Here is a 25,213-nt window from a genome sequence, read left to right on the forward strand (position 1 = left end):
AGTACCCGCAATGACTGGTTTCGTCAGCAATTTGCGCAGTGAGGTGCTGCGTTTGCAGGTAGCGCTGTATGCCTGCCGCGAGCGCCTACAGGCCCAGACCGATGGTGAGGCGCTGCATGATCTGCGGGTGTGCCTGCGCAGGCTGCGCAGCTTGTTGAAGCCGCTTAAGGGCGCCGCCGGCAGTGACCCGTTGCAGCAGCGTGCGGCTGAGCTCGGGCGCCTGAGCGGCCCGCTACGTGATCTCGAAGTGTTGATCTCCACCCTGAGGCAGCATGGCGAGCATGCCGCTGCCGACCGACGTGTGGCCGAGCGGGCCAGAGGCGATGCGATGCTGCTCGCCAGCCGCTCGCTGCCAGCACTGTTTCGGGCACTGGATGAATGGCCCCAGGAGCTGGCTGTGCAGCAGGCCAATGGTGAACTCGATGACCTGCACAAAAAGGTTCGCCGCTACCTGCGCAAGCAGCGAGCTCGTCTGGTCGAGGCGTTGCGTGATGCCGAGCATGACCGCCACCGCGTCCGTCTGTTGATCAAGCGCGTGCGCTATACGGCGGAAGCGTACCCGCAACTGTCGCCGCTATCCGCCGCTCAGGTTCGCCTGCTCAAGAAGGGGCAGGCGCTGCTCGGCGATTGGCACGATCACCTGCAGTGGTTGGCAAGGGCTGAAACGGAGAAGGATTTGCAGGTATTCGTACAGGCCTGGCGCCGTTCGATGGAGGAGGCCGAACAGTCTTCGGAAGTAATTCAGGCGCGTCTGCTGGCCGCGCTGGAGTGAGCACGCCGCTATCTCCTCACAAATGACCGAACTGGCGTTCGCCCCAGGCTCGCTGCCTGGGGGCGAGTCTTTTACTATCAGGCGGACGTTTACGGGAGTTGAATATGAATTTCTCTGCATTGCTGGAGCAGGTACAGCGCACGCCCGAGTCGCTGTCGATCCCGGCTGACTGGGGCCAGGGGCGCGCCAGCTTTGGTGGCGTGGTAGCGGCATTGGTGTACGCCGTGATGCGCAGCAAGGTGCCGGCCGATCGCCCGCCACGGTCGCTGGCAATCACCTTCGTTGCGCCGGTCGCGCCAGACACCTCAACCCGTTTCGAAGCCGAGGTGCTGCGCGAGGGCAAGGCGGTCAGCCAGGTGCTGGGGCGTGCGCTACAGAACGGCGAAGTGGTGGCTCTGGTGCAGGGCAGCTTTGGCGCGCCGCGCTCTTCTGCGGTCATGGTCGAGGCGCAGCCAGCACCGGTGCTCAAGTCTGTGGAGAGCAGCCAGGAGCTGCCTTATATCCCTAAGGTTACCCCGGAATTCACCCGCCATCTGGCCATGCGTTGGGGGCTGGGTGGGTTGCCATTCAGTGGCAGCCAGTCGCGGGAGATGGGAGGTTGGGTACGTTTCCGCGATCAGGAACGTGTCGAAACCCTCGATGAAGCACACCTGCTTGGGCTGGTCGATGCCTGGCCACCGGCTGTGCTGTCGCTGCTCAAGGGGCCTGCCCCGGGCAGTTCGCTGACCTGAACCATTGAATTCATCCAGCCGCTGGTTTCGGTTACTTCCGATCAATGGTGCCTGTACCGCGCGGAAATCGAGCACGCACGCGATGGCTACGGGCACGTCGCGGCAGCACTCTGGACCTCAAACGGTGAATTGCTGGCGATCAGCCGTCAGACGGTAACGGTGTTCGCCTGAGTCTCAGCGGCAGGTAGCAGCGCCTGACGCGCCAGGGCATAGGCTGCGATGGCTCCAAGCCCGGACAGAGCCAGTGCCAGCGGGCCTGAGCCACTGCCGGCAAGGGCGAGCGACACCAGTAGCAGCGGCATGGCGATGGCCAACGATGGCATGTCGATCGATTCGGTGCTGGCCGAGTGGGCGAGGGGGGCGCTTTGCGTGGTCATGAGAGGTCTCCTGCATCAGATGGAGCCAGTCTATGGCGCTGCAGGCCCGGCAGCGAATTGATCCCTCCTATGTGGCAGATAGCTTTTGTACTATCTGCCTGCGCTCCGATAGCCTTAGGGTTTGAGCTGGCGGATGGCCCGCGATAACTCGCCGGCCAGTTCTGCCAGTTCACTGCTGGTAGTGGCCGATTCCTGAGTTTGCTCGACGGTTTGTTCGGTGACATCGCGAATGCCGATCACCGAGCGAGTCATCTCCTCGGCCACCTGACTCTGCTGCTCGGCAGCTACGGCGATCTGCGTATTGCTCTCGCGCATCTGTGCCACTGCACTGGTAATCGCAGCCAGCGCCTCACCGGCTTCGTGGGCGGCCTGTACGCAGTCGTCGGCCTTGAGCGAGCTTTCCTGCATGAATTCCACGGCGTCGCGAGTGCCGGCCTGCAAGGTGCCAATCATGCTGGTGATCTCGTCGGTGGAGTCCTGCACACGCTTGGCCAGGTTGCGCACCTCGTCGGCTACCACGGCAAAGCCACGGCCCATCTCACCAGCGCGCGCCGCCTCGATGGCGGCGTTGAGCGCCAGCAGGTTGGTCTGTTCGGCGATGCCATGGATGACGTTCACCACACCGCTGATCTTCTGGCTGTCGCCTGCGACCTGCTGGATCAGCATCGCCGTCTGCTGCACGCCACTGGAAAGCCCGGTGATCGAGTGCACAACGCGACTGACCACGGCCTGCCCGGCGCCGGCGAGTTGGTCGGCGGTCTGTGACTGGTCACGAGTGGTCGCCGCATGCTCGGCAATATGGTGCACGGTCGTCGACATCTCGTTGATGGCGGTAGCGGCTTGGTCGGTTTCGCTCTGCTGGCCGAGCATGCCCTGGCGTACGTCTTCCGTGCTCCGGGCAAGCCGTGTCGTGCCGTCATCCAGTCTGGAGGCTGCCTGGATGACCGTGCTGACGACACGCTGGTAGCCGTCCTGCATGGCATTGAAGGCACCGGCCATCTGCCCGACTTCATCGCGGCTTTGCAGGGCAACGCGTGCCGACAGGTCGCCGTTCCTCTCCACGTGCAGCATGACGTCCTTGAGGGTATTGAGGTGGGTGAGCAGAAAACGGATGAGAACCTGCGAGGCGCCAAGCAGGGCGAGCATCAGCAGGGCTACCGTCAATGCGTAACTGCCGAGACGCTCGGCAAATATTTGCGCCAGGCTGCGGCCGTATGCCGGTAGCGCTACGCGCTTGTCGCTGTCGCGCTCGATGATCTGGGCGCCGATCAGCGGATCGCTGCCGAACACGCTGTCATGGGCGAGATCGACCCAGCCGTGGGCATTGCGCAGTGCGCTAGTGTCAGCGTTACCGGGCAGGCGTGGCGCCTCATCTGTTGTGAACGGGATCAGATCAGCACTGCGCGGTAGCTCGCCATCGGCGGGCCATGCGGAAATAAGGCGCGCCTGCTTTTGCGCTCCTTCGCGGGCAGCCTGGGCAAAGGTGTCCTGTTCCTGATACATGGCGAACAGAACGAGCAGCAGGGTGGTGAAGAAGGCGACGGCGTTGACCGCCCAGAACTTGTGTTTCAGGGATACATCGCGAATCCAGACGGGCATGTTTTTCTGCTTTCGACATGAATGAGGGTGCTAGCAAGGCGCCATCATTCTTCCACGAGCAAAATGTCCATCCCTTGATATGAGTCAATGACTCGGAAGTTGCATGATTGCACCCGGATCAACGGAGGTGGTCGCCCCTAGTCATCCATTTCTTCGTCGTCAGCCCGCTCGACGATCGACGGCAGCGCAAAAAAGGCACGGGCACAGGCGGTGGTGTGTCGTGCAACCTCGGCCTCGGATTCCTGGCGATGCAGGGCCACCTCGCGCAGTACCTCACTCAGGTAGGCGGGCTCGTTACGTCCGTTTTTCGGTTTGGGTCTGAGGCTGCGAGGGAGCAGGTAAGGGGCGTCGCTTTCCAGCATCAGGCGGCCAACGGGAATCTCTCTGACCAGCGGATGCAGGTGGGCACCACGACGCTCGTCGCAGATCCAGCCCGTGATGCCGATGTGCAGATCCAGGTCCAGGTAATCGAACAGCGCGCGCTGCTCGCCGGTGAAGCAGTGCACGACCGCCGCCGGCAAGCGATCACGGTAATCACGCAGGATCTGCACGAAGCGTGGATGAGCATCGCGCTCGTGCAGGAACACCGGCATCTGCAGCTCCACCGCCAGGCTGAGCTGTTCTTCCAGCGCCTTCTCTTGCTGCGGGCGTGGCGAGAAGTCCCGGTTGAAGTCCAGACCGCATTCCCCCACGGCGCGTACCTGAGGCTCGGCCAGCAGGGCGCCCAGGCTTCGCGCATGGTCGCTGCTCCAGTCCTTGGCGTTGTGAGGGTGTAGGCCAGCAGTGCTGAACAGGCGGTCACCACTTTCATCCAGCTGTCGGCAAAGATTCAGCGCATGCTCGCTTTCCTCCAGACTGGTGCCGGTCAGCACCAACTGGCAGACGCCCGCGTTGAAGGATCTTTCGAGCAGTGCCTGGCGCTGATCATTGAAGCTTGCGTGGGTCAGATTGACGCCGATGTCGATGAGTTGCATGGTGTGACCCTGTGGAACTTGAGGGCCGCAGCATAACAGAGCTTTTCATGTCATCTAAAAAGCTATTGATTACAAAGGGTTGTGAGTTCTTTGTAATGTAAAATCAACAATTATTGGCGTCAGAACCCCGGCTGTGCGACTCTCCGCGCCCAGCTTTCGGCTGACCGCCACTGGCAGTCGGCCGGTTTTCCGCCTCCGGAGCGTCGATATTGCGTGTCTTTCTCGTGCTATGCATGTTGCTCTCGCTGCCGCTTTCGGCAGTGGCGCGTATTGCTGGCCCGGTGGAAGTGACCCAGCCAGCGGCAGTTCGTGATTTGCCCAGCATTCGCAAGAGTGGCGAGCTGCGCGTACTGGTCAACCAGAGCCGCAACAGTTCGGGTGAGGTCAAAGGGCAGAGCATTGGCGTCGAATATCAGCGCCTGCGTGCCCTGGAGCAGTACCTCAACCGCAACGCGCGGGATGGGCGCAGCCTGCATCTGAAGATGATTCCCAAAGCCAAGGATCAATTGCTAGCCGCGCTGCAGCGCGGCGAGGGCGACCTGGTGGCACCCGGTGAGTTGCTTAGCAGCAAGGGCGGTACGAGCATCATCGCCAGCGAAGCGATTCGCCGTGATGTGCCGGTGGTGATCGTCGCGCGGCAGGGCAATCGGCGCTATCAGCGTCTCGAGCAATTGGCTGGACGCAGCCTGTCGCTGCCAGTGGGCAGCATTGCCAAAGACGCCCTGCACGGTATCAACCTGAAACTCCAGGAGCGCAAGCTGCCGCCTATCGTGGTCGAGTGGGTGGATCCGACTCTCGCCGTCGAGGACGTGCTGGAGATGGTTCAGGCCGGTATCTTCGACTTCACTGCCGTGGAGCTGCACATTGCCGAGCGCTGGGCAAAGGTTATGCCCAAGTTGCGCGTCGATCGCCATCTGGTGCTCGATGATCAGGGCGATATGCGCTGGTACATGCGCCGCGACGCGCCGATGCTCAGTGCCAGTGTCGATCGCTTCCTTGAAGGTTACCGGGTACCCGATGATCAGGATGCTGCCTTTCAGCGTGTCTATCGGCGTCTCTACAAAGTGCATTCGCCCATGGGGCGCACCGAGCGGCAGCGGCTGGAGCGCGTGCGTCCGGTCTTGCAGCGCTACGCCGAGCAGCATGATTTCGACTGGCTGGCGCTGGCTGCGCTGGCATTCAAGGAGTCAACCCTGAATCCCGGTGCGCGGGGCAGCAGTGGCGCTACCGGATTGATGCAGATTACGCCAGCGGCGGCGCGCAGCGTCGGTGTCAGCGATATCACGCGGGTGGAGAACAACGTGCAGGCCAGCGCCAAGTACCTGGCCAAGATCCGCCGTAGCTTCTTTAATAGTCCTAGGCTGAACGAGCGAGAGCGTATGGCGTTTGTGTTGGCCGGCTACAATCTCGGCCCACAGCGAGTGCAGAGGCTGCGCGCAGAGGCGCGGCGACGTGGCTTGAATCCGGATCAGTGGTTTTTCCAAGTGGAGCGCGTCGCCATGGAAGAGCTGGGCATGGGTGTGGTCAGTTACGTCAATGCGGTGAACAAGTACTACCTGGCCTATGCGCGGGAGCGCTATTCCCTGGAGCCTGCTGCAAAGCAGGCAGTGAGCATGCGTAAATAATCGATCTATTCGATTTGTTTTAGCGGTTTTATTCGGTTTTCATATTTGATAATTAAATTAATATGGCGCCATCTCACTCACACAGCAAAGGAATCGCCCCATGAACGCACTCATCAAATCCCTGGCAGCCACCCGCGCAGGCTATGGCCTGACCATCCTGCGGGTACTGGTCGGTATCATTTTCGTGGCCCATGGCGCGCAGAAACTGTTCGGCTGGTTCGGTGGTTATGGCCTGGCGGGTGTGGCGCAGTGGATGGAAAGCATCGGTCTGGCACCCGGCTACCTGATGGCGTTGATGGCCGGTAGTGCCGAGTTCTTCGGTGGCCTGGCGCTGATTGTTGGTTTGTTGGTTCGTCCGGCTGCGGCGGTGCTGACCTTCACCCTGTTGGTGGCCATTTTCTCCGTGCACATCGGTAACGGTTTCTTCATGAGCGACAATGGCTATGAATTCGCCCTGGCGCTGATGGCCGCCACCCTGGCACTGCTGATCGAAGGCGCGGGTCGTCTGTCTGTTGACAAGCGCATCGCCGGTTAAGCGACACGCGTCTCTGCAAGGCCCGCTGATGCGGGCTTTCTTGGTTATTGACAGGGCGATCTGCAACTCTCTAGGATTGCCGCCTGCGCCGATTTAAACAGCTACTTGCGGGGCGCCTCAGGGATTCTTCAACGAGTCTCGAAATTCCGCTAAAGCGCTGGTTCGGTGTTGCCTCTCACCGCTGCCCAGCGGGATTTTCGAGGCGGAGACAAACACCCATGACCTGCTCCCAGGCCACACAGATTCGTATCGTTCCCATCACTTCCGGTTTGATCCGGCGCAACCCGCGCATTCTGCTCGGTGGCACCCACCAGCCGACCCTGCTGCGTTACCTCGATGGCTGGCCCAGTCGCCGTCAGGGGCGTCGCGCCTTTCTCGTGCAGTTCGCCGAACACGGCGAGTCGCTGCAACGCTTTGCCGATGACAGCTTCGACTTTGCGGTGCTGCAGCGCCCCAGTAGCGAAGCGCTCGGCCAACTGACGCGTATCGCCCGCCAGGGACTGATCACCCTGCGTTGATTACGGATAGTCGATGGCGATGACGTACCAGTACTTGTCGCCGGTCGGCGTTTCTACACGCACTTCTGCGTCCAGCCCTTTGCCTATCAACGCCCGGGCCAGTGGTGAGTCGATACTGATCAGATTGAGCTTCAGGTCGAGTTCGTCCGGGCCGACGATGCGGTAGCGCGAGGCGTTGCCATCCTCATCTTCCAGGGTCACCCAGGCGCCGAAGTAGACCTTGTCGGGATCACTCGGATGCGTATCGACCACCTTGAGGCTTTCCAGGCGCTTGGTAAGGAACCGTACGCGGCTGTCGATTTCCCGTAGCATTTTCTTGCCATAGGTGTATTCCGCGTTCTCAGAGCGGTCACCCTGGGCCGCTGCCTCGCTGACCGAGCGCGTGACCTCCGGACGGCGTACGTGCCAGAGCTCGTGCAGTTCAGCACGCAGACGCGCCTCACCTTCGGGGGTGATGAGGGGCGTTCCGGCAGTGCGGGGCGGACGGTATCGACTCATGCTCGGCTCAGTCTGTGACGGGGGCGCAGTCTATCAACCCTCGCGCAGAACGGTGAGAGGGCTGGCATCCAGCGAGCGCCGCGTGCCCAGTACGCCAGCAGTTGCGACCAGTAAGGCGCCGATCAGAGGCAGCAACAGCAGCCACGGGTGCGGCTGCCAGCTCATCTGGAAGGCGTAGCGGTAAAGCAGGAAGCTGACCAATTCGCAGCCAAGTGCCGCCAGCAAACCACTCGCCGCACCGAGCAGACCGAATTCGGCACGCCGTGCCTTAATCAGCAGCTTGCGTTCGGCACCCAGCGCGCGTAACAGGGCGCCCTGATGAATACGTTCGTCCAGCGTCGATTGCAGCCCGGCGAACAGTACGGCCAGGCCGGCGGCGAGGACGAACAGCAGGACGAACTCGATGGCGATGGTGACCTGGGCGAGGATGCTGCGCAGTTGATTGAGCAGCGCCTCGACCTGTAGCAGGGTGACCGACGGGAACGCCCGCGACAGTTCGACCAACTGCCGCTCCTGCTGTGGCGGCAGGTAGAAGCTGGTTAGGTAGGTGACTGGCAGATCCTGCAGGGTGCCAGGCTCGAAGATCATGAAGAAGTTGGGCTGGAAGTTGTTCCAGTCGACTTCGCGCAGGCTAGTCACCACCGCATCGCGGTTGACGCCACCCACGGTGAACGTCAGCCGGTCGCCCAGCTTGATCTGCAAGCTTTCCGCCAGCTCGTCTTCCACCGATACACCGGGTAGTTCCTGGCTCTTTTCGCCTGTCCACCACTGACCTGCGGTGAGGGTATTGCCCTCCGGCAGGTCGGCACCCCAGGTCAGGCTGAGGTCGCGGCGTACCGCACGCTCGCCACGGGAGTCCTTGCTGACGTACTGACGAACCGGATCACCGTTGACCATCACCAGCCGGCCCGGCACGACCGGGTAGAGTGGTGCCGGGTGGGGGGACAGCTGCTCCAGGCGTGCGGCGAACGCGTCCCGTTCGGCAGGCAGTACGTTGAGGGCGAAATGGTTGGGTGCGTCGGCGGGCAATTGATCCTGCCAAGTGTCCAGCAGTTCGCCGCGCAGCAGCGCGATCAGTGCCATGGCCAGCAGGATCAGGCCGAAGGCCAGGGATTGCCCGGCGGCGGCCAGAGGGCGGCGCAGCAGCTGGCCGAGCCCCAGGCGCCATGGCAGCGAGGCACGAGCCAGCAGGCGGCGCAGGCTCTGCAAGCCGAGTAGCAACAGACCGCCGAGCAGTAGCGCAGTGACCAGGCCGCCACCGAGCAGTGCCAGGGTCAATGGCAAATCCAGGCTCAGACGCCACATGATCAGCCCCAAGGCGAGCAGGGCGGTGCCGTACACCAGCCAGGAGCTGGCCGGCACCGGTAGCATGTCGCGGCGTAGCACGCGCAGGGGCGGCACGCGACCAAGAGCGGCCAATGGCGGCAGGGCGAAGCCCGCCAGTGCCACCAGGCCCGTGGCGATACCCGCCAGCGCTGGCCATAAGCCGCCCGGCGGAATCTGCGCCGGCAGCAAACCCTGTAGCAACTGGAACAGCAAGTGCTGGGCGAGCCAGCCGAGTAGGGCGCCGCTGATGCTGGCAACCAGGCCGAGAATTGCCAGCTGCAGACTGAACAGGCCAAGAGCCTGGCGGCGTGACAGGCCCAGGCAGCGCAGCAGTGCGCTGGCGTCGAAGCGGCGGCTAGCGAAGCGTGCGGCGGACAGCGCCACCGCGACCCCGGCGAGCAACACGGCTGCCAGACTGGCAAGATTCAGGTAGCGCTCGGCACGATCGAGGGCACCGCCGACGCTGCGGCTGCCATCCCGGGCATCATCGAAGCGCTGGTGGGCGGCCAGGTCTGGTTCGAGGGCCTGGCGATAACTGGCCAGGGCGTCGCTCGGGCCATTCCATTGTTCGATGTAGCGTACCCGGCTGCCTGGCTGCACCACGCGAGTGGCGGGCAGATCATCCAGGTGCATTAGCACATGGGGCGTCAGGCTGTAGAAGTCGCCAGCTTCGTCCGGCAGGTAGGTGAGTACGCGCGTCAGGCGCAGGGTCTTGGCGCCGACCTCGATGTCGTCCCCGGCTTTCAGGTTCAGGGCAGCCAGCAATCGCGCCTCGGCCCAGACTTCGCCAGGTTGAGGGCCTTGGCTGACCGCTTCCTCGGCATAGGGCTCGGCAGCGCTCTTCAGTTCGCCGCGCAGGGGGTAGCCGTTGCCGGCCGCTTTGACGCTGGCCAGCTGGATGCCTTCGTCGCTGGCGATCACGCTGGAAAACTCGACGACCTGGGCGTGTTCCAGCCCCCGCGAAGTGCCTGCCTCGATCTGTTCGGCAGATGCCGGCGCGCTGCCGCGCAGAATCAGGTCGGCACCGAGGAACTCGGTCGCACGCAAGGTCATGCCTTCATTCAAGCGGGCGCCGAAGTAGCCGATGGCGGTACTGGAGGCTACTGCGATCAGCAAGGCGAAGAACAGCACGCGCAACTCGCCGGCACGGGCATCGCGCAGCAGTTGGCGGCCTGCAAGGGATAGCAGGCTGAAGAAGGACAGGGATTTCATCAGGCGTTCACCGGTGCCACGAGGTGGCCACCCTCCAGGCGGATCAGGCGTTGGCAGCGGGCCGCCAGGCGTTCATCGTGGGTAACCAGAACCAAGGTGGCGCCGCGCTCTTGATTCAGCTCGAACAGCAGGTCGCTGATCCGCTCGCCGGTGTGGCTGTCGAGGTTACCGGTGGGCTCATCGGCGAACAGTACATCCGGCTCGGCGGCAAAGGCACGGGCGATAGCGACTCGCTGCTGCTCGCCACCGGAGAGCTGGCGCGGGGTGTGGGTCAGCCGTGCACCTAGACCAACACGCTCGAGCAGCTCAGTGGCGCGCTGCCGGGCATCGCTTCGGCCTTCGAGCTCCAGCGGCAGCATGACGTTTTCCAAGGCGTTGAGGCTGTCGAGCAACTGGAAGGACTGGAACACGAAGCCGACGTGCTCAGCACGCACACGGGCGCGTTCGTCTTCGCCCAAGCTACCCAGATCGTTGTCGGCCAGCAGAATGCGCCCGCTGCTTGGCAGGTCGAGCCCGGCCAGCAGGCCGAGAAGGGTGGATTTGCCAGATCCCGAGCTACCGACGATGGCCAGACTGCCACCTTTTTCCAATTCCAGTGAAAGGTCGTGCAGGATGGTCAACTCGCCTTCCGCGCTGGAAACCACTTTGTTAAGGTTCCGCGCAGACAGAATGCTTGAGCTCATGAGGTATCCGATGCGTGCGATATGGAAAGGGGCCGTTCTCGGCCTGCTGCTGTTGGGACAGATTGCGGTACAGATGGCGCAGGCGGGAACCGTACTGGTCGTCGGCGATAGTATCAGTGCGGCTTTTGGCATGGATACCCGGCAGGGCTGGGTTCATCTGCTCGATGAGCGCCTGAAAAGCGAGGGTTTAGAGCATCGGCTGGTGAATGCCTCGATCAGCGGCGACACCAGTGCAGGCGGTGCCGCGCGGCTGCCGGCGCTGCTTGCAGAGCACAAACCGAACCTGGTGATCGTGGAGCTGGGTGGCAATGATGGCCTGCGCGGTCTGCCACCCAGCCAATTGCAACAGAATCTTGCGTCGATGATCGATGCTTCCCGCGAAACCGGTGCCAAGGTGCTGTTGCTGGGTATGCGCATTCCACCCAATTACGGGGAGCGCTATACCACCGCCTTCGCCAAGGTCTATGACGACTTGGCGGGAGATAAGAATGTCCCGCTGGTGCCGTTCCTTCTTGAGGGGGTGGGCGGTGTCGACACGCTGATGCAGGACGATGGCGTGCATCCCGCCGTGGAGGCACAGCCGCTGCTGCTGGAGAATGTCTGGCCAACCCTGAAACCGTTGCTCTGACGGGCTTTTCCACTGACGGAGTTTCGGCTAATGTGGCGCCCCCGCCCTGGAGCCCTCAATGCTGCGACCCGTCTGGTCTCTGTACGCCTATCAACTGATCGAGCCCGACGAACAGCTCGACCTGTTCGCCTGCCGTGAGGCGCGGGTGCACCTGGTCGCTCGTCAGTTGGAACTCGGTGGCTATGCCGACCGCACGCTGTGTGGTGGCTTGCTGCCGGCGCAGCCGCTGTGGCGTGATCTGGAGCGCCCCATGTTGCATGATCGGCGTCTGTGTTCAGCCTGCCTGGCTACGCTCGAGGCTCAGCGGCGCGGAGATCGCCCAGCCTGGCCGGGACGCTGAGCCTGGCGGCGGTATACACTTCACCTCTCACTATCACCTCCACCTCAAGGGTTTCCTGCATGTCGCCGCGCGTTTCAGCTCTCGCCCGCTGTCTGTCGTTGAGTGCTTTCTGTCTGGCAGGTTCTGCTGTCGCGATGGAGTTGCCGCTGCCGCCGCCCGGTGAAGATGTGGTGGGTGAAATTCAGGTGATAAAAGCGCGTTATGAAGACACCTTCGCTGATCTGGGTACTGCCAATGATCTGGGCTACCTAGAGATGGTTGCCGCCAATCCGGGCGTGGATGCCTGGCTGCCAGGCGAGGGTACTGATATTGTTCTGCCAACACGTTTCATTCTGCCGGCAGGCCCTCGAGAGGGCATCGTCATCAATTTGGCCGAATACCGTCTTTACTACTTTCCGAAAGGTCAGAACGTCGTCCACACCTACCCGCTGGGTATCGGTCGTGAAGGTTGGAGTTCGCCGGTTGCCGATGCGCGTATCACTGCAAAAACGCCGAATCCGGGCTGGTACCCACCGCAATCGATCCGCGACGAGCACGCTGCTGATGGTGACCCGCTGCCAAGTTACGTGCCGCCAGGCCCGGACAATCCGTTGGGGCCTTACAAAATGGCACTTTCGGTGCCGGGTTACCTGATCCACGGCTCGAATAAAAAATTCGGTATCGGCATGCGCGTGAGCCATGGTTGTTTTCGCATGCTCAACAACAATGTGCTCGAGCTGGCCGATATGGTGCCCGTCGGTACACCAGTGCGCATCATCAACGAGCCTTACAAGTTTGGTGTGAGCAATGGCAAGGTCTACCTTGAGGCCCATGCGCCACTCGGCGAGGAAGAAGGCTCACCGGTTGGTGATCAGCATGCCGCAGTGGTCAATGCACTGATCAAGCGTAGCGACCTGAATGCGCAGAATCTGGACTGGGATGTAGTACGCGAGGTCGTAGCGTCGCAAGACGGTCTGCCGATCGAGATCGCGACGCCTCGGGATGGGGTGATTCAGGCGCAATCGCCTGCGTTCTGAGTGTGACTGCAGCCATTCAAGACCACTGTCATCGAACAGTGGTTTTTATTGTTTGCACATACGCTTTAAATACGCCGGCCAATAAAAAGCCGACCCCAGGGGTCGGCTTTTTATTAGCCCAAGGGCTATTACTTGCGGCTGGCTTTTTCCAGCATACGCAGAGCACGCTCGTTGGCTTCGTCAGCAGTTTGCTGAGCCTTCTGAGCGGCAGCCAGTGCTTCGTCAGCCTTGCGGTAGGCTTCGTCAGCGCGGGCTTGGGAGCGAGCTGCTGCGTCTTCAGTTGCAGTCAGGCGAGCTTCGGTTTCTTTGGTAACGCTGCTGCAACCGGTAGCCAGAACTGCGGCCAGAGCCAGAGCAGAGAATTTCAGAACGTTGTTCATCGTGTTCCCCTTGGGGTAAGTTTTTTGCTTGTTGAAGGCACATTCCGAACCCGGAAAATGACCGGCGTACATACTACCTGTAACTTTTAGTAAGTAAACGCATGGAAAGCAAGGGTGCTGTTTTTTTTCATATTCAGCGTTCTGCTGATAATAAACCGAGGGTGATTTTGGTTGTTTATTGAGCAGTGCGCTGAGGCGAAAAGCAGTCGAAAGATCAGGGTAACTGGACAAGGACTCTGCCGATTCCGGGCGCCGCGGATTTTGCCTTGCCCTTTACCATCTAGAATGGCTTTATATCCTATTGTTACCGGATGTACGCGGGCCACAATGGCAGGGTATCGACGTCCGGCCTAATTGAGAGGAGTAGTAATGAGCGAGTCACTGTCCATTCACCATGACCTTGCCGGTCACCAGTTCGAGACCACAGTGGATGGTGATCGCGCATATCTGTCCTACATGGATCTGGGTAAGCAAACGCTGGATATCTATCGGACTTTCGTACCCAATTCGCTGCGTGGTCGCGGTATCGCCGCGGCCCTTACCGAGACCGCACTCGATTACGCTGAGCGCATGGGTTACACGGTGATTCCTTCCTGCTCCTATGTGGAGCGTTACATGGAGCGTCGTGAGGGCTCTGCCGAGCAGAGCTGAGGCCGTGGTGCAAACAAAAACGCCGGGCAGATGCCCGGCGTTTTCATTGCTGTCGGCTTAACCGCGCTGGCGCTTGGGCAGTACGTCCTTGAGTTTGACGTGCATGCTACGCAGGGTCTTCTCGGTGCTCTCCCAGTCGATACAGGCATCGGTGATCGACACGCCGTACTTGAGCTGCTGCAGGTCTTTCGGTATCGACTGGCTGCCCCAGCCAAGGTGGCTTTCGACCATCAGGCCGACGATCGACTGGTTACCTTCGAGGATCTGATTGGCGACGTTTTCCATCACCAATGGCTGCAAGCCTGGATCCTTGTTGGAGTTGGCGTGGCTGCAATCGACCATGACGTTCGGTTTGATGTTGGCCTTCTTCAGTTCCTGTTCGCAGATAGCCACGCTCACAGAATCGTAGTTCGGCTTGCCGTTGCCGCCACGTAGCACTACGTGACCGTAGGCATTGCCCGTGGTGGTGACGATGGATACGCCGCCTTGCTGGTTGATGCCCAGAAAACGGTGCGGGCTGGAAACAGATTGCAAGGCGTTGATGGCGACAGTCAGGCCACCGTCTGTACCGTTCTTGAAGCCAACAGCCGACGAAAGCCCAGAAGCCATTTCGCGGTGTGTCTGGGATTCGGTGGTGCGCGCGCCAATGGCGGACCAACTGATCAGATCCTGCAGGTACTGCGGCGAGATGGGATCCAGCGCTTCGGTGGCGGTGGGCAGACCCATTTCCGCGAGATCAAGCAGCAGCTTGCGGCCGATATGCAGACCGTCCTGGATCTTGAACGAGTCATCGAGATACGGGTCGTTGATCAGGCCTTTCCAGCCGACGGTGGTGCGCGGTTTTTCGAAGTACACACGCATCACCAGATAGAGCGTGTCAGATACTTCTTCTGCCAGCACTTTCAGGCGCTCTGCGTATTCGTGAGCCGCTTTGATATCGTGGATAGAGCAGGGGCCAACAACCACGAACAAGCGGTGATCCTTACCGTCGAGGATGTCACGCACCACTTGGCGGCCGGCAGAAACCGTGCGCTGGGCGCTTTCGGTCAGCGGAATCTCCAGCTTGATCTGCTCTGGGGTGATCAGGGTCTCGTTGGAGGCGACGTTAAGGTCGTTAATCGGTAAATCAGCCATCGTGCTTTTCATCAATTGCGTCATCAGGTCACGGAAGCCGGCCGCCAGCGATCCCCGTGCAGCGGGCACAGCGGTATGGGCACAGCGGGGAAGCCGAACCTTAGCGCGTTAGCGCCCGGCTAGACAATGATATTTAGGGTGTGAAGGCGCTAAACCTGTCATGCGCTGCTCCTGTCACTCTGGATGGCGATGCCACCAGGAGGTCACGCACTGGTTTGGCGTTCGCGATGGTTGCAAGTTTGTAATCTGTGGCAGAGCTGCTCGAGCATAGATAGGCGCAACCGCTGTCGTACAGCCGTTGGCGAGGCTGGAATAGAATACTCTTCGGCTCGGGTAAGAAGATGCAGCTCGACGGCGCTGCCTTGAATGAGTGGGCGCGTATAGTCGCGTGCCGCGCCACGAGTGCGATGTTGTCGAGATTTTGCCAGAGGTTGCGATTTTGGCTGGTTAGCTGTAATTCCCCCGATAGATCATTGCTATGACGAAGAAGCTGACGCATGACAAATCCCTCCAATTCCCCTCACATTGATAGTGCCTCGGCGAGTAAAGCGAGCGAGCTGGAACTGACCGATTTTGATGCCGATCAGCAACTGCTGAGCCTGCCAGGCATCTCCTTGATCATCTTCACCAGCCAGGGTTGCACCACTTGCCGCTATGCACGTGAGCTATTACCCAGACTATCGCTACCCATCGAGCGGCTGGCATGGATTGACGCCGGCGCCAATGGTGGCCTTGTTCAACGCTATGAGGTTTTTCACCTGCCTACGCTGTTTCTGGTACGGGATGGGCACTTCCATGGCGCATTGCAAAGCCGGCTTGAAGGTGCCGAGCTTGGAAAGGTTATTGGCGAGGTACTTGGCCGAGAGCCTCAAGAGCTGCCTTGAGCCTGCTGCCTGGCACGAGCCTTATATAGCAATGCGTCCTGAATGAACGCTTGGCCGCTCACTTATGGTAGCTGCTGCTAAGCTCAAGCGAGGCTTGGCCGTGTCGGCAGTCGAGGAGGCCGCATGATTCGTTCGATTCTCTATGCAACCGATCTCGGCCTTTATGCACCTTATGTCCTGCAGCACGCGCTTGCGCTGGCGCGAAGCTTCAATGCACGGCTTTATGTGGTGCATGTCGTGGAGCCGATGGGGCTGTTCGCCGAATCGGTATTGCAGACCTATGTAGATGAGGCGCGGCTCAAGGAGCTACGTAGCACGGGGCTGGACACTGTGATGAACAGCATCGAGCTGCGGGTACTCGAAGGTTTTCGCGACGAGTTGGGGGAAAACCGTGACGACCTTGATCTTATCGGCTCCGTACAGGTGCTGAGGGGCGATCCGCCGCTGACCATTCTCGAAGAGGCGCAGAAGCTTGGTGTGGATTTGCTGGTCGTAGGCAGCCACAGCCATGGCGCAGCATTAGAGGTTCCGATGGGGAGAACGGCGTCGAGGTTGCTGCAGCTATCCGAGGTGCCCGTCTACTTGGTGCCCATGCTGCAGCACCGTTCTCGTCATTAATGATCAGTGTGAACCTAGGTAAAAAATCTATATTCACTATCTGAACCATTAATATGGTTATATATCGAAATGACGATCAGGCTGCCTATCCGCTTTGAGGGATTTATATGAAGCTTCAGCAACTGCGCTACATCTGGGAAGTCGCGCACCATGACCTCAATGTCTCAGCCACGGCGCAGAGCCTCTATACCTCACAGCCTGGAATCAGCAAACAGATCCGCTTGCTCGAGGACGAATTAGGTGTGGAAGTGTTCGCCCGCAGCGGTAAACACCTGACGCGCGTGACGCCAGCGGGTGAGCGGATCATCACCACGGCCGGTGAGATTCTGCGCAAGGTCGAAAGCATTAAGCAGATCGCCCAGGAGTTCTCCAACGAGAAGAAAGGCACGCTGTCCATCGCTACTACCCACACTCAGGCACGCTACGCCTTGCCGCCGGTAATTAGCAGCTTCATCAAGCAGTATCCGGATGTGGCGCTGCACATGCACCAGGGCACGCCGACGCAGATTGCCGAAATGGCCGCCGACGGCACCGTCGATTTCGCCATCGCTACCGAAGGTCTCGAGCTGTTCAACGACTTGGTGATGATGCCTTGCTACCGCTGGAATCGCTGCGTGATCGTGCCTCAGGGGCATCCGTTGGCGAAGCTGCCCAAGTTGACCCTGGAAGCTCTGGCCGAGCATGAGATCGTTACTTATACCTTCGGCTTTACCGGTCGCTCCAAGCTCGATGAAGCGTTCAGCCACCGCGGTCTTACCCCCAAGGTAGTGTTTACCGCAGCCGATGCCGATGTGATAAAGACGTACGTGCGCCTTGGCCTCGGTGTGGGCATCGTGGCCAAGATGGCCATCGATCCAAACTTGGATCCGGATCTGGTCGTGCTCGATGCCAGCGAGCTGTTCGAGTCCAGCGTGACCAAGATCGGCTTCCGTCGCGGCACCTTCCTGCGTGGCTTCATGTGCGACTTTATCGAGAAGTTCGCCCCCCACCTGACTCGTGATGTGCTGGCCAAGACCGTGCAATGTCACAACAAGGTCGAGCTCGAAGAGCTGTTCAAGGGCGTAGAGCTGCCGCTGCACTAATTGCCGCGTTAAAACGAAAATGGCGCCCATGAGGCGCCATTTTCGTTGGTGCAAGAATCAATGGCTCAGGTGCAGGCCGCACTCCCGGTTATCTTCGCCCTTGGTCGGGTCGAAGTAGTCGAAGTTGTTCGGCAGGCCATGGGCGGTGAGGTACTGATACAGATCCTTGGATGACCAGTGCAGCAGCGGTGCGACCTTGATCAGGCCGTCCGGGTTGATGCTTACTGGCTGCATCTGCGCGCGCACGGCCGTGTCGGTTGCGCGCAGCGCCGTAAACCAGACGCCCGGTGCGGTTTCGCGTAGAGCGCGGGCGAATGGCTCCAGCTTGACCTCTTCGGTGAACGCGGCGTGGCGCGGGTCGTCCAGCGCTGGTGTCGGGCCGTCGATGGCTTCACGATGGGCACGGCTGCGCTTGGGCAGGTAGGTGATCAGATTCAGGCCGAGCTGGCTGGTCACCTCGTCGGCGAACTTGTAGGTGGCTTCGGTGTTGTAGCCGCTGTCCATCCACACGATCGGGGTGTCGGCCTTGGCCTGGCTGACCATGTGCAGGATGACGGCTTCGAACGGGCGGAAGTTGGTGGTGCAGATCGCTGGTTTACCCAGGCCAAGTGCCCACTCGACCAGCTTTTCTGGCTGGTTGGCGAATTCGGCGTTGAGTCTGTCCAGGTCGAGATCCATTGCGGGCTCCAGGGCATGTGGATGAGAGGGTGATGGTAGCAAATCTGCGTGGTAGCCGGGGTTGACCGTATCGTCAAAGTGCTGTGGCTTCTGTAGAGTTGCCGCCAACTTTCAAGCCCAACGTAGGAGTGTGCCGTGGAAATCGCTTGCCTCGATCTGGAAGGTGTACTGGTTCCCGAGATCTGGATCGCCTTTGCCGAGAAGACCGGAATCGAATCCCTCAAGGCGACCACCCGGGACATTCCCGATTACGACGTGTTGATGAAGCAGCGCCTGCGCATCCTCGACGAGCACGGCCTGAAGCTGTCGGATATCCAGGAAGTGATCGCCACGCTGAAGCCGCTGGACGGCGCCGTTGAGTTCGTCGACTGGCTGCGCGAGCGCTTCCAGGTGGTGATCCTGTCGGACACCTTCTATGAGTTCTCCCAGCCGCTGATGCGCCAGTTGGGTTTTCCGACGCTGCTGTGCCATCGCCTGATCACCGACGATACCGACCGCGTGGTGGATTATCAGCTGCGTCAGAGGGATCCCAAGCGTCAATCGGTGCTGGCTTTCAAGAGCCTCTATTACCGTGTCATCGCTGCTGGTGATTCATACAACGACACCACCATGCTCAGCGAGGCCCACGCCGGCATTCTGTTCCATGCCCCGGAAAACGTGATTCGCGAATTCCCGCAATTTCCGGCCGTGCACACGTTCACCGACCTCAAGGCAGAGTTCCTCAAGGCGTCCAATCGTCAGTTGAGTCTGTAAGAGGGTTGCCTGCTGCCGACGGGCGTCGGCAGCAGGGCAGGGCTCAGATTTCTGCAGGCGGGATGTGGCCGAACAGTTCCTGAGAGAAGCGCGTGCGCTCTTCGGCGTTTTCCTGAATGCCTTTGGCAGCCAGTTCTTCCAGGCGTGCCTCCACCGCATGGGCGCGATGGGTCAGGCCGCAATCGTTGGCGATCTGGATGTTTAGGCCGGGGCGGGCGTTGAGCTCGAGAATCAGCGGGCCTTTGTCCTGATCCAACACCATGTCCACGCCGATGTAGCCCAGGCCGCATAGCTCGTAACAGCCAGCGGCGAGCTTCATGAAGCCATCCCAGTTCGGCAACTGCACGCCGTCTACCGCATTGGTGGTGTCCGGGTGCTTGGTGATCTTGTTGTTCAACCAGGTGCCGCGCAGGGTCACGCCGGTTGCCAGATCCACACCAACGCCGATGGCGCCCTGGTGCAGGTTGGCCTTGCCGCCCGACTGACGGGTCGGCAGACGCAGCATGGCCATTACCGGGTAGCCCATGAGCACGATGATGCGGATGTCCGGCACACCTTCGTAGCTGATGCTCTTGAAGATGCTGTCCGGAGTCACCCGGTATTCGATCAGCGCACGATCCCGGTGTCCGCCGAGGGAATACAGCCCCGAGAGGATGCTGGAAATCTGCTGTTCGATCTCAGAGTGGCTGACGATCTTGCCGGATACCGTCTTGAAGCGATCCTCGAAACGGTCGGCGATTACCAGAATGCCGTCACCGCCAGCACCCTGGGCCGGCTTGACGACGAAATCGCTACGCTCGCCAATGATCTTGTCGAGGTTGTCGATCTCCTTCTCGGTGGAGATCACCCCGTACATTTCCGGTACGTGGATGCCGGCCTGAATCGCCCGCTCCTTGGTGATGATCTTGTCGTCGACGATGGGGTACAGGTGCCGTTTGTTGTACTTCAGCACGTAGTCCGCATTGCGTCGGTTGATACCCATGATGCCTTTGGCTTCAAGGGCCTTCCAGGTTTTCCAGAGACCTAACATTGGCTCAATCCTTCAGGAAGGCTTTGAAGCGGAACAGTTCGGTCAGGCGGTAGCCGCGGTAGCGACCCATCGCCAGCATGAAGCCCACCAGAATCAGCAGAATCGCCGGGAATGTGAAGACGAAGTAGACCAGTTCCGGCACGCTCATCAGCAGATGCGCGATGGTGGCGGCGAACAAGGTACCGATGGCAACCTTGAAGGCATGGCTACCGCCACGTTCTTCCCAGGTGATCGACAGGCGTTCGATGGTCATGGTCAGGATCACCATCGGGAACAGGGCTACGGACAGGCCGCGTTCCAGGCCCAGCTTGTGACTGAACAGGCTGATGGTGGCGATCAGCACGACCACGAAGGTCAGTACCACCGACAGGCGTGGCAGCATCTGCAGCTTCAGGTGTTCCAGGTAGGAGCGCAGCGACAAGCCGAGCGCGGTGATCACCGTGAACAGGAAGATACCGAAGCCCAGCTGCGTCTCGCGGAAGGCCAGGGCGATCAGCACCGGGGTAAAGGTGCCCAGGGTCTGCAGGCCGCCAAGGTTGCGCAGGATCAGAATGACCAGCACGCCGATGGGGATCATCACCATGATCATGAAGGTTTGCTGGGTCTGCAGCGGCAGGCCGTACAGCGAGTACTCCAGGAAGTCGGCGTCGGTGTTCTCATCGGTCAGCTGAGCGAGGCGTATGGCGTTCATCTCGCTGTTGTTGAGCGTGAAGGTGGTGGTTGCCTGGCGGCCGCCATCGAGGGTGACCAGCGGTTCGTCACCCGTCCACCAGACCAGGCGATCGTTCGGTAGGCCTTGTTCACCTGTTTCCGGGTTGAAGTACAGCCAGCGATCGCCGTTGAAGCTGCGCAGCCACAGCTCCGGGCTCTGTTGGATGTCGGCAGCCAGGCGAATGGTGTGGACGCGCTCCATTGGTACGTGGGCGATGGACAGCAGCAGTTCGACGGCCTGGGCCTTTTTGGTCGTGGAAGCATCGCCGCCGAGCAGCAGCTTGGCGTTGTCGTCATTGGTGTTGTTGACGCGCTTGATGGTCTCGCTGATGAAGGTTTCGACGTCGGCCGAGTGCTGACGAATCGGCGCCAACAGGGCTTCTGCGGCGATCTTCTCGGGGCCTTCGACCGGAATGCTGTCACGGAAGATCGGGCCCTTGGCCTTGGCCTGTTCACCGCTGTAGCGCTTGGTCAGCACCAAACGGTAATAAAGAGTCTGCTTGCCGCTGGCGCGGCGCGCCGACCAGGTCACCTTGCGGTTGGCGTCGGCACGGTTGACGCTCACCCCATAGTTATTGGAAATGAAGCTCTCGTTGAGGCTGACGTAGTCCTGATTCAGCGGCGGCACGAACATCTGCAGCTTGATCGGGTCGCGGCCGTTGGCCTGGAATTCGACGCGGGTGTCGATGTTCCACAGGTCATCGGTCTCGTCGCTGCTGACCGGGATGCCAAGCACGAATATCTGATAGGCCGTAATCGCGATCCCCAGGCTCACCAGGATGGTGATGAGGATTTTCAGGTGCAGGGTGAGAGAGCGCATGGAATTACTCGCCGGATTTTGCGGTGGTACAGGCAGGTTTCCCTGCTGCGTATTTCAAACTTGGGTCGATCAGGGCATCGAAGCGCTTGAGTGCATCGGAGCCGATCAGAAGAGGGTATTGGAAGGCACTGCGATCGGTAAGGTTCACTTCGATCTGGCGCCTGACGCCGCCCATGCACACGTCGAGCTCGACGACCGGGCGTGCCGTGTAGGTCTTTTCGTCGTCGGAGTCGACATCGCCAGCACGTCGCTTGATCTTGCTGATACGTGCCAGCGGCCGCTCGATCGGGTGCGCGTGGGCATCATCGATGGCCAGATAGAAACGCACCCAACGCTCGCCGTCACGTTTAAAACGTTCGATATCACGGGCGCTGAGTGATGCGGTCTGGGCGCCGGTGTCGAGCTTGGCGGCCACCTCCACATCGATGTCGAGGCTGACGTATTCGTTCAGGCCATAGATGGTCTTGTCCGCTGCCACGGCAAAGCCGGGCAGGAGCAATAGGCAGAAAAGCAGGGGAAAGGGCTTGAGTCTCATAAATCCTGTCGGGTGGATCGCGATCAGTAGAGCGAATCTCGGGCAGGGCCGCGTTCGCTGGCGTGGAGTCTAGCAGGCACCCCAGGGTATTGAATGGCGCGCATTCTAACATGGGGTTTTTCCGCGGTGACAGACGGTTATGGGCTTTGTATGTCTGCTTGCTGGGCTGTCGTTCTCAAGGAGAGAAACTGTTTATTGTCGACAATAGTATTTAGGGTTTGTACGAATAAGGCTTTTTAACTATATTTTATTCATTGTTTTTCTATGGTGTGTCGACAATATGCAAGAAACCAGCGTGCTTGTCCTGGCCGCCGAGCAGGATGCGGAGACCCGCGCCGAACAGGTATTTCGCCGTATCCAGACGGCTATCGTGAAAGGCGAGATCGCGCCAGGCAGCAAAATCTCCGAGCCCGAGCTGGCGCGTACCTATGGCATCAGTCGTGGCCCGCTGCGCGAGGCGATTCATCGCCTGGAAGGGCAGCGACTGCTGGTACGCATCCCCCATGTCGGAGCACGGGTGGTGTCACTCGACCGTGACGAGCTGATCGAGCTCTACGAGATCCGCGAGTCCCTCGAAGGCATGGCCTGCCGATTGGCTGCCGAACGTATGAGCGAGGCCGAAATCGATGATCTGCGCAGGGTGCTGGATACCCATGAGCGCGATGAAGCCTTCCAGGCCGGAGTGGGCTATTACCAGCAGGAAGGCGACTTCGACTTTCATTACCGCATCATCCACGGCAGCGGCAATCGCACCCTCGTGAAGATGCTCTGCGGTGAGCTTTATCAACTGGTGCGCATGTACCGTATCCAGTTCTCCGCTACGCCCAACCGTCCGCCCCAGGCGTTCGCCGAGCACCACCGCATTCTCGACGCCATTGCCGAGCGTGATGGCGAGTTGGCCGAGTTGCTGATGCGCCGGCACATCGGCGCCTCCAGGCGCAATATCGAGCGCCATTACCAGGGCGCCCATCCCATCACCGTCAAGTCCCGAGGCAAGTCATGAGTCAAAGCACGCCAGGTCAGCGCTTTCGCGATGCGGTCGCCAACGAGCAGCCGTTGCAAGTCGTCGGCGCCATCAATGCCAACCATGCGCTGTTGGCCAAGCGCGCCGGATTCAAGGCTATTTATCTGTCGGGCGGTGGCGTTGCCGCTGGTTCTCTGGGGCTTCCGGATCTCGGCATCACCGGGCTAGATGACGTGCTCACCGATGTGCGGCGCATCACCGATGTCTGCGACCTGCCGCTGTTGGTCGATGTGGATACCGGCTTCGGCAGTTCGGCATTCAATGTGGCGCGTACTGTCAGGTCGATGATCAAGTTTGGCGCCGCCGCGATCCATATCGAGGATCAGGTGGGTGCCAAGCGCTGCGGTCACCGGCCGAACAAGGAGATCGTTTCCCAGCAGGAAATGGTCGACCGCATCAAGGCCGCAGTGGACGCGCGTACCGACGACAGTTTCGTGATCATGGCGCGTACCGATGCGTTGGCCGTCGAGGGTCTGGAAGCCGCTCTGGATCGTGCCGCAGCCTGTGTCGAGGCCGGCGCCGATATGGTCTTCCCGGAAGCCATCACCGAGTTGCAGATGTACAAGACCTTCGCCGCTCGGGTGAGGGCGCCAATTCTCGCCAACATCACCGAGTTCGGCTCCACGCCGCTGTTCACCACCGATGAGCTGGCCTCGGCCGATGTGGGCCTGGTGCTCTATCCGCTCTCGGCATTTCGCGCCATGAACAAGGCGGCGGAAAACGTCTACACGGCAATTCGTCGTGATGGCACGCAGCAGAATGTCATCGACACCATGCAGACTCGCATGGAGCTATACGAGCGCATCGACTATCACGCTTTCGAGCAGCACCTCGATGCGTTGTTTGCCCAGAAAAAGAGCTGAAACCCGTTCCGCTGATGAGGCGGCGCGGTACGAATTGCACATCCGACAATTTCAAGAAAACGGGAGCGAGCAATGGCTGAAGCAAAAGTGTTGAGTGGCGCTGGCCTGCGTGGCCAGGTAGCCGGGCAGACCGAACTGTGCACCGTGGGCAAGACCGGTGCCGGCCTGACCTATCGGGGTTATGACGTGCGCGAGCTGGCCGCAGGGGCGATCTTCGAGGAAGTCGCCTACCTGCTGCTGTATGGCGAGCTGCCCAACCAGGTGCAACTGGATGGCTACCTGAAGAAACTCCAGGGCCTGCGTGATCTGCCCGCAGCGCTCAAGGAAGTGCTGGAGCGCATTCCCAAGGATGCCCATCCCATGGACGTGATGCGTACCGGCGCCTCGGTGCTGGGCAACCTCGAGCCCGAGACCAGTTTCGAGCAGCAGCGCGACAAGGCCGACCGACTGCTCGGCGCCTTTCCGGCGATCATGACCTACTGGTATCGCTTCACCCACGAAGGCCAACGTATCGATTGCAGCAGCAGTGAACCGACCATCGGCGGTCATTTCCTGGCGCTGCTGCATGGCAAAAAGCCCAGCGAGCTGCACGTCAAGGTGATGAACGTGTCGCTGATTCTGTATGCCGAGCATGAGTTCAATGCATCGACCTTCACTGCGCGGGTGTGCGCCTCGACGCTCAGCGACATCTTCTCCTGCGTCACCGCGGCCATCGGTTCCCTGCGCGGGCCGTTGCATGGCGGTGCCAACGAGGCGGCGATGGAGATGATCGAGCGCTTCGCCTCGGCAGAAGACGCCACTGCCGGCACCCTGGCGATGCTCGAGCGCAAGGACAAGATCATGGGCTTCGGCCACGCGATCTATAAGGAGTCCGACCCGCGCAACGAGGTGATCAAGGGCTGGAGCAGAAAACTCGCCGATGAAGTGGGCGACAAGGTGCTGTTCCCGGTTTCCGAAGCCATCGACCGGGTCATGTGGGAGCAGAAGAAGTTGTTCCCCAACGCCGACTTCTACCACGCCTCGGCGTATCACTTCATGGGTATCCCCACAAAGTTGTTCACGCCGATCTTCGTCTGCTCTCGGGTTTCCGGCTGGACGGCTCACGTGTTCGAGCAGCGTGCCAATAACCGAATCATTCGCCCCAGTGCCGAATATACCGGCGTCGAGCAGCGTCCGTTCGTGGCGCTGGATCAGCGCTGAAGTAACGCCCGCGGCC

The 25,213-nt window shown here is 60.5% G+C and carries 27 protein-coding genes and 1 pseudogene; 16 read left to right on the top strand and 12 right to left on the bottom strand.

The window, feature by feature from the left end; genetic code table 11:
* The first annotated feature begins 10 nt into the window (after positions 1 to 10).
* Together ACZ0AI_RS04280 and ACZ0AI_RS04285 are read left to right on the top strand one after the other, a co-directional pair.
* Positions 11 to 772: a CHAD domain-containing protein gene (locus tag ACZ0AI_RS04280; RefSeq protein ID WP_463564712.1), complete on the top strand. Its 762-nt coding sequence runs from the start codon at positions 11 to 13 to the stop codon at positions 770 to 772.
* A 104-nt stretch (positions 773 to 876) separates the two neighbouring features.
* A pseudogene (locus tag ACZ0AI_RS04285) lies at positions 877 to 1,674 on the top strand (acyl-CoA thioesterase).
* On the opposite strand, the gene ACZ0AI_RS04290 reads toward ACZ0AI_RS04285, so the two are convergent.
* The 3 genes from ACZ0AI_RS04290 to ACZ0AI_RS04300 form a co-directional block, all read right to left on the bottom strand.
* Positions 1,650 to 1,880 (bottom strand): hypothetical protein, encoded by a 231-nt coding sequence (locus ACZ0AI_RS04290; RefSeq protein ID WP_225832721.1) that lies wholly within the window; start codon positions 1,878 to 1,880, stop codon positions 1,650 to 1,652. The pseudogene ACZ0AI_RS04285 and the gene ACZ0AI_RS04290 overlap by 25 nt on opposite strands.
* 114 nt (positions 1,881 to 1,994) lie before the next feature.
* Entirely contained in the window at positions 1,995 to 3,479 is a 1,485-nt protein-coding gene (locus ACZ0AI_RS04295; RefSeq protein ID WP_463564713.1) for a methyl-accepting chemotaxis protein, read from the bottom strand.
* A 137-nt stretch (positions 3,480 to 3,616) separates the two neighbouring features.
* A complete protein-coding gene (locus ACZ0AI_RS04300; RefSeq protein WP_463564714.1) occupies positions 3,617 to 4,453 on the bottom strand; it encodes a TatD family hydrolase in 837 nt (278 codons plus the stop codon).
* 233 nt (positions 4,454 to 4,686) lie between these two features.
* On the opposite strand from ACZ0AI_RS04300, the gene ACZ0AI_RS04305 reads away from it, so the two are divergent.
* The 3 genes from ACZ0AI_RS04305 to ACZ0AI_RS04315 all read left to right on the top strand — a co-directional run bounded on the left by ACZ0AI_RS04305 (position 4,687) and on the right by ACZ0AI_RS04315 (position 7,131).
* Positions 4,687 to 6,078 carry an MltF family protein gene (locus ACZ0AI_RS04305; RefSeq protein WP_463566050.1) on the top strand — a complete coding sequence of 464 codons (1,392 nt, stop codon included), beginning with the start codon at positions 4,687 to 4,689 and terminating at the stop codon, positions 6,076 to 6,078.
* Positions 6,079 to 6,178: 100 nt separating this feature from the next.
* Positions 6,179 to 6,613 carry a DoxX family protein gene (locus tag ACZ0AI_RS04310; RefSeq protein WP_463564715.1) on the top strand — a complete coding sequence of 145 codons (435 nt, stop codon included), beginning with the start codon at positions 6,179 to 6,181 and terminating at the stop codon, positions 6,611 to 6,613.
* 218 nt (positions 6,614 to 6,831) lie between these two features.
* A complete protein-coding gene (locus ACZ0AI_RS04315) occupies positions 6,832 to 7,131 on the top strand; it encodes a class I SAM-dependent methyltransferase (RefSeq protein WP_463564716.1) in 300 nt (99 codons plus the stop codon).
* Here ACZ0AI_RS04315 and greB read toward each other — a convergent pair whose 3' ends face one another.
* The 3 genes from greB to ACZ0AI_RS04330 are packed head-to-tail and all read right to left on the bottom strand — an operon-like array spanning position 7,132 to position 10,850.
* Positions 7,132 to 7,629 (bottom strand): transcription elongation factor GreB, encoded by a 498-nt coding sequence (gene greB, locus ACZ0AI_RS04320; RefSeq protein WP_463564718.1) that lies wholly within the window; start codon positions 7,627 to 7,629, stop codon positions 7,132 to 7,134.
* A gap of 33 nt (positions 7,630 to 7,662) precedes the next feature.
* Complete coding sequence (locus ACZ0AI_RS04325) at positions 7,663 to 10,167, bottom strand: ABC transporter permease (RefSeq protein WP_463566237.1); 2,505 nt, start codon at positions 10,165 to 10,167, stop codon at positions 7,663 to 7,665.
* Positions 10,167 to 10,850, bottom strand: coding sequence for an ABC transporter ATP-binding protein (locus ACZ0AI_RS04330; RefSeq protein WP_463564719.1), 684 nt, complete (start codon positions 10,848 to 10,850; stop codon positions 10,167 to 10,169). The genes ACZ0AI_RS04325 and ACZ0AI_RS04330 overlap by 1 nt, the downstream gene beginning before the upstream one ends.
* A gap of 10 nt (positions 10,851 to 10,860) precedes the next feature.
* Here ACZ0AI_RS04330 and ACZ0AI_RS04335 point away from each other — a divergent pair, with 10 nt between their 5' ends.
* From ACZ0AI_RS04335 to ACZ0AI_RS04345, 3 genes are read left to right on the top strand one after another with little or no spacing between them, the layout of a single operon-like run.
* Positions 10,861 to 11,478 carry an arylesterase gene (locus ACZ0AI_RS04335; RefSeq protein ID WP_463564720.1) on the top strand — a complete coding sequence of 206 codons (618 nt, stop codon included), beginning with the start codon at positions 10,861 to 10,863 and terminating at the stop codon, positions 11,476 to 11,478.
* A 58-nt stretch (positions 11,479 to 11,536) separates the two neighbouring features.
* Positions 11,537 to 11,818 carry a hypothetical protein gene (locus tag ACZ0AI_RS04340; RefSeq protein WP_463564721.1) on the top strand — a complete coding sequence of 94 codons (282 nt, stop codon included), beginning with the start codon at positions 11,537 to 11,539 and terminating at the stop codon, positions 11,816 to 11,818.
* A gap of 59 nt (positions 11,819 to 11,877) precedes the next feature.
* Positions 11,878 to 12,834, top strand: a complete 957-nt coding sequence (locus tag ACZ0AI_RS04345) for a L,D-transpeptidase family protein (protein ID WP_463564722.1) — start codon at positions 11,878 to 11,880, stop codon at positions 12,832 to 12,834.
* Between the two features lie 128 nt (positions 12,835 to 12,962).
* Here ACZ0AI_RS04345 and oprI read toward each other — a convergent pair whose 3' ends face one another.
* Positions 12,963 to 13,214, bottom strand: a complete 252-nt coding sequence (oprI, locus tag ACZ0AI_RS04350; RefSeq protein ID WP_042553774.1) for an outer membrane lipoprotei OprI — start codon at positions 13,212 to 13,214, stop codon at positions 12,963 to 12,965.
* Between the two features lie 369 nt (positions 13,215 to 13,583).
* Here oprI and ACZ0AI_RS04355 point away from each other — a divergent pair, with 369 nt between their 5' ends.
* Positions 13,584 to 13,865, top strand: coding sequence for a GNAT family N-acetyltransferase (locus tag ACZ0AI_RS04355; protein WP_225832704.1), 282 nt, complete (start codon positions 13,584 to 13,586; stop codon positions 13,863 to 13,865).
* Between the two features lie 57 nt (positions 13,866 to 13,922).
* On the opposite strand, the gene ACZ0AI_RS04360 is transcribed toward ACZ0AI_RS04355, so the two are convergent.
* Positions 13,923 to 14,999 (bottom strand): 3-deoxy-7-phosphoheptulonate synthase, encoded by a 1,077-nt coding sequence (locus ACZ0AI_RS04360; protein ID WP_463564723.1) that lies wholly within the window; start codon positions 14,997 to 14,999, stop codon positions 13,923 to 13,925.
* Between the two features lie 497 nt (positions 15,000 to 15,496).
* On the opposite strand from ACZ0AI_RS04360, the gene ACZ0AI_RS04365 reads away from it, so the two are divergent.
* The 3 genes from ACZ0AI_RS04365 (at position 15,497) to cysB (ending at position 17,583) form a co-directional block, all read left to right on the top strand.
* Positions 15,497 to 15,883, top strand: coding sequence for a thioredoxin family protein (locus tag ACZ0AI_RS04365; protein WP_463564724.1), 387 nt, complete (start codon positions 15,497 to 15,499; stop codon positions 15,881 to 15,883).
* A gap of 123 nt (positions 15,884 to 16,006) precedes the next feature.
* Complete coding sequence (locus tag ACZ0AI_RS04370) at positions 16,007 to 16,501, top strand: universal stress protein (protein ID WP_463564725.1); 495 nt, start codon at positions 16,007 to 16,009, stop codon at positions 16,499 to 16,501.
* A 107-nt stretch (positions 16,502 to 16,608) separates the two neighbouring features.
* Positions 16,609 to 17,583: an HTH-type transcriptional regulator CysB gene (gene cysB / locus ACZ0AI_RS04375; RefSeq protein ID WP_463564726.1), complete on the top strand. Its 975-nt coding sequence runs from the start codon at positions 16,609 to 16,611 to the stop codon at positions 17,581 to 17,583.
* Positions 17,584 to 17,640: 57 nt separating this feature from the next.
* On the opposite strand, the gene ACZ0AI_RS04380 is transcribed toward cysB, so the two are convergent.
* Positions 17,641 to 18,261 (bottom strand): phosphoadenosine phosphosulfate reductase domain-containing protein, encoded by a 621-nt coding sequence (locus ACZ0AI_RS04380; protein ID WP_463564727.1) that lies wholly within the window; start codon positions 18,259 to 18,261, stop codon positions 17,641 to 17,643.
* Between the two features lie 135 nt (positions 18,262 to 18,396).
* Between ACZ0AI_RS04380 and thrH the strand changes: the two genes are divergently transcribed.
* A complete protein-coding gene (gene thrH, locus ACZ0AI_RS04385) occupies positions 18,397 to 19,014 on the top strand; it encodes a bifunctional phosphoserine phosphatase/homoserine phosphotransferase ThrH (RefSeq protein ID WP_463564728.1) in 618 nt (205 codons plus the stop codon).
* Between the two features lie 43 nt (positions 19,015 to 19,057).
* Here thrH and ACZ0AI_RS04390 read toward each other — a convergent pair whose 3' ends face one another.
* The 3 genes from ACZ0AI_RS04390 to rloA are packed head-to-tail and all read right to left on the bottom strand — an operon-like array spanning position 19,058 to position 22,110.
* Positions 19,058 to 20,044, bottom strand: a complete 987-nt coding sequence (locus tag ACZ0AI_RS04390; protein ID WP_225832692.1) for an alpha-L-glutamate ligase-like protein — start codon at positions 20,042 to 20,044, stop codon at positions 19,058 to 19,060.
* Positions 20,045 to 20,048: 4 nt separating this feature from the next.
* Complete coding sequence (rloB, locus tag ACZ0AI_RS04395; RefSeq protein WP_463564729.1) at positions 20,049 to 21,575, bottom strand: osmotic stress tolerance membrane protein RloB; 1,527 nt, start codon at positions 21,573 to 21,575, stop codon at positions 20,049 to 20,051.
* A gap of 4 nt (positions 21,576 to 21,579) precedes the next feature.
* On the bottom strand, positions 21,580 to 22,110 hold the full coding sequence (rloA, locus tag ACZ0AI_RS04400; RefSeq protein WP_463564730.1) for a retropepsin-like aspartic peptidase RloA: 531 nt from the start codon (positions 22,108 to 22,110) through the stop codon (positions 21,580 to 21,582).
* Between the two features lie 280 nt (positions 22,111 to 22,390).
* Between rloA and ACZ0AI_RS04405 the strand changes: the two genes are divergently transcribed.
* The 3 genes from ACZ0AI_RS04405 to prpC all read left to right on the top strand — a co-directional run bounded on the left by ACZ0AI_RS04405 (position 22,391) and on the right by prpC (position 25,197).
* Positions 22,391 to 23,113, top strand: a complete 723-nt coding sequence (locus tag ACZ0AI_RS04405) for a GntR family transcriptional regulator (protein WP_463564731.1) — start codon at positions 22,391 to 22,393, stop codon at positions 23,111 to 23,113.
* Entirely contained in the window at positions 23,110 to 23,997 is an 888-nt protein-coding gene (gene prpB / locus ACZ0AI_RS04410) for a methylisocitrate lyase (RefSeq protein WP_463564732.1), read from the top strand. The genes ACZ0AI_RS04405 and prpB overlap by 4 nt, the downstream gene beginning before the upstream one ends.
* A 72-nt stretch (positions 23,998 to 24,069) precedes the next feature.
* The gene (gene prpC / locus ACZ0AI_RS04415) at positions 24,070 to 25,197 is read left to right on the top strand and encodes a bifunctional 2-methylcitrate synthase/citrate synthase (RefSeq protein ID WP_463564733.1); all 1,128 of its coding nucleotides are present in this window, start codon (positions 24,070 to 24,072) and stop codon (positions 25,195 to 25,197) included.
* The last annotated feature ends 16 nt before the right edge of the window (positions 25,198 to 25,213 follow it).

The sequence above is a fragment of the Pseudomonas sp. AC355 genome, assembly GCF_979258205.1.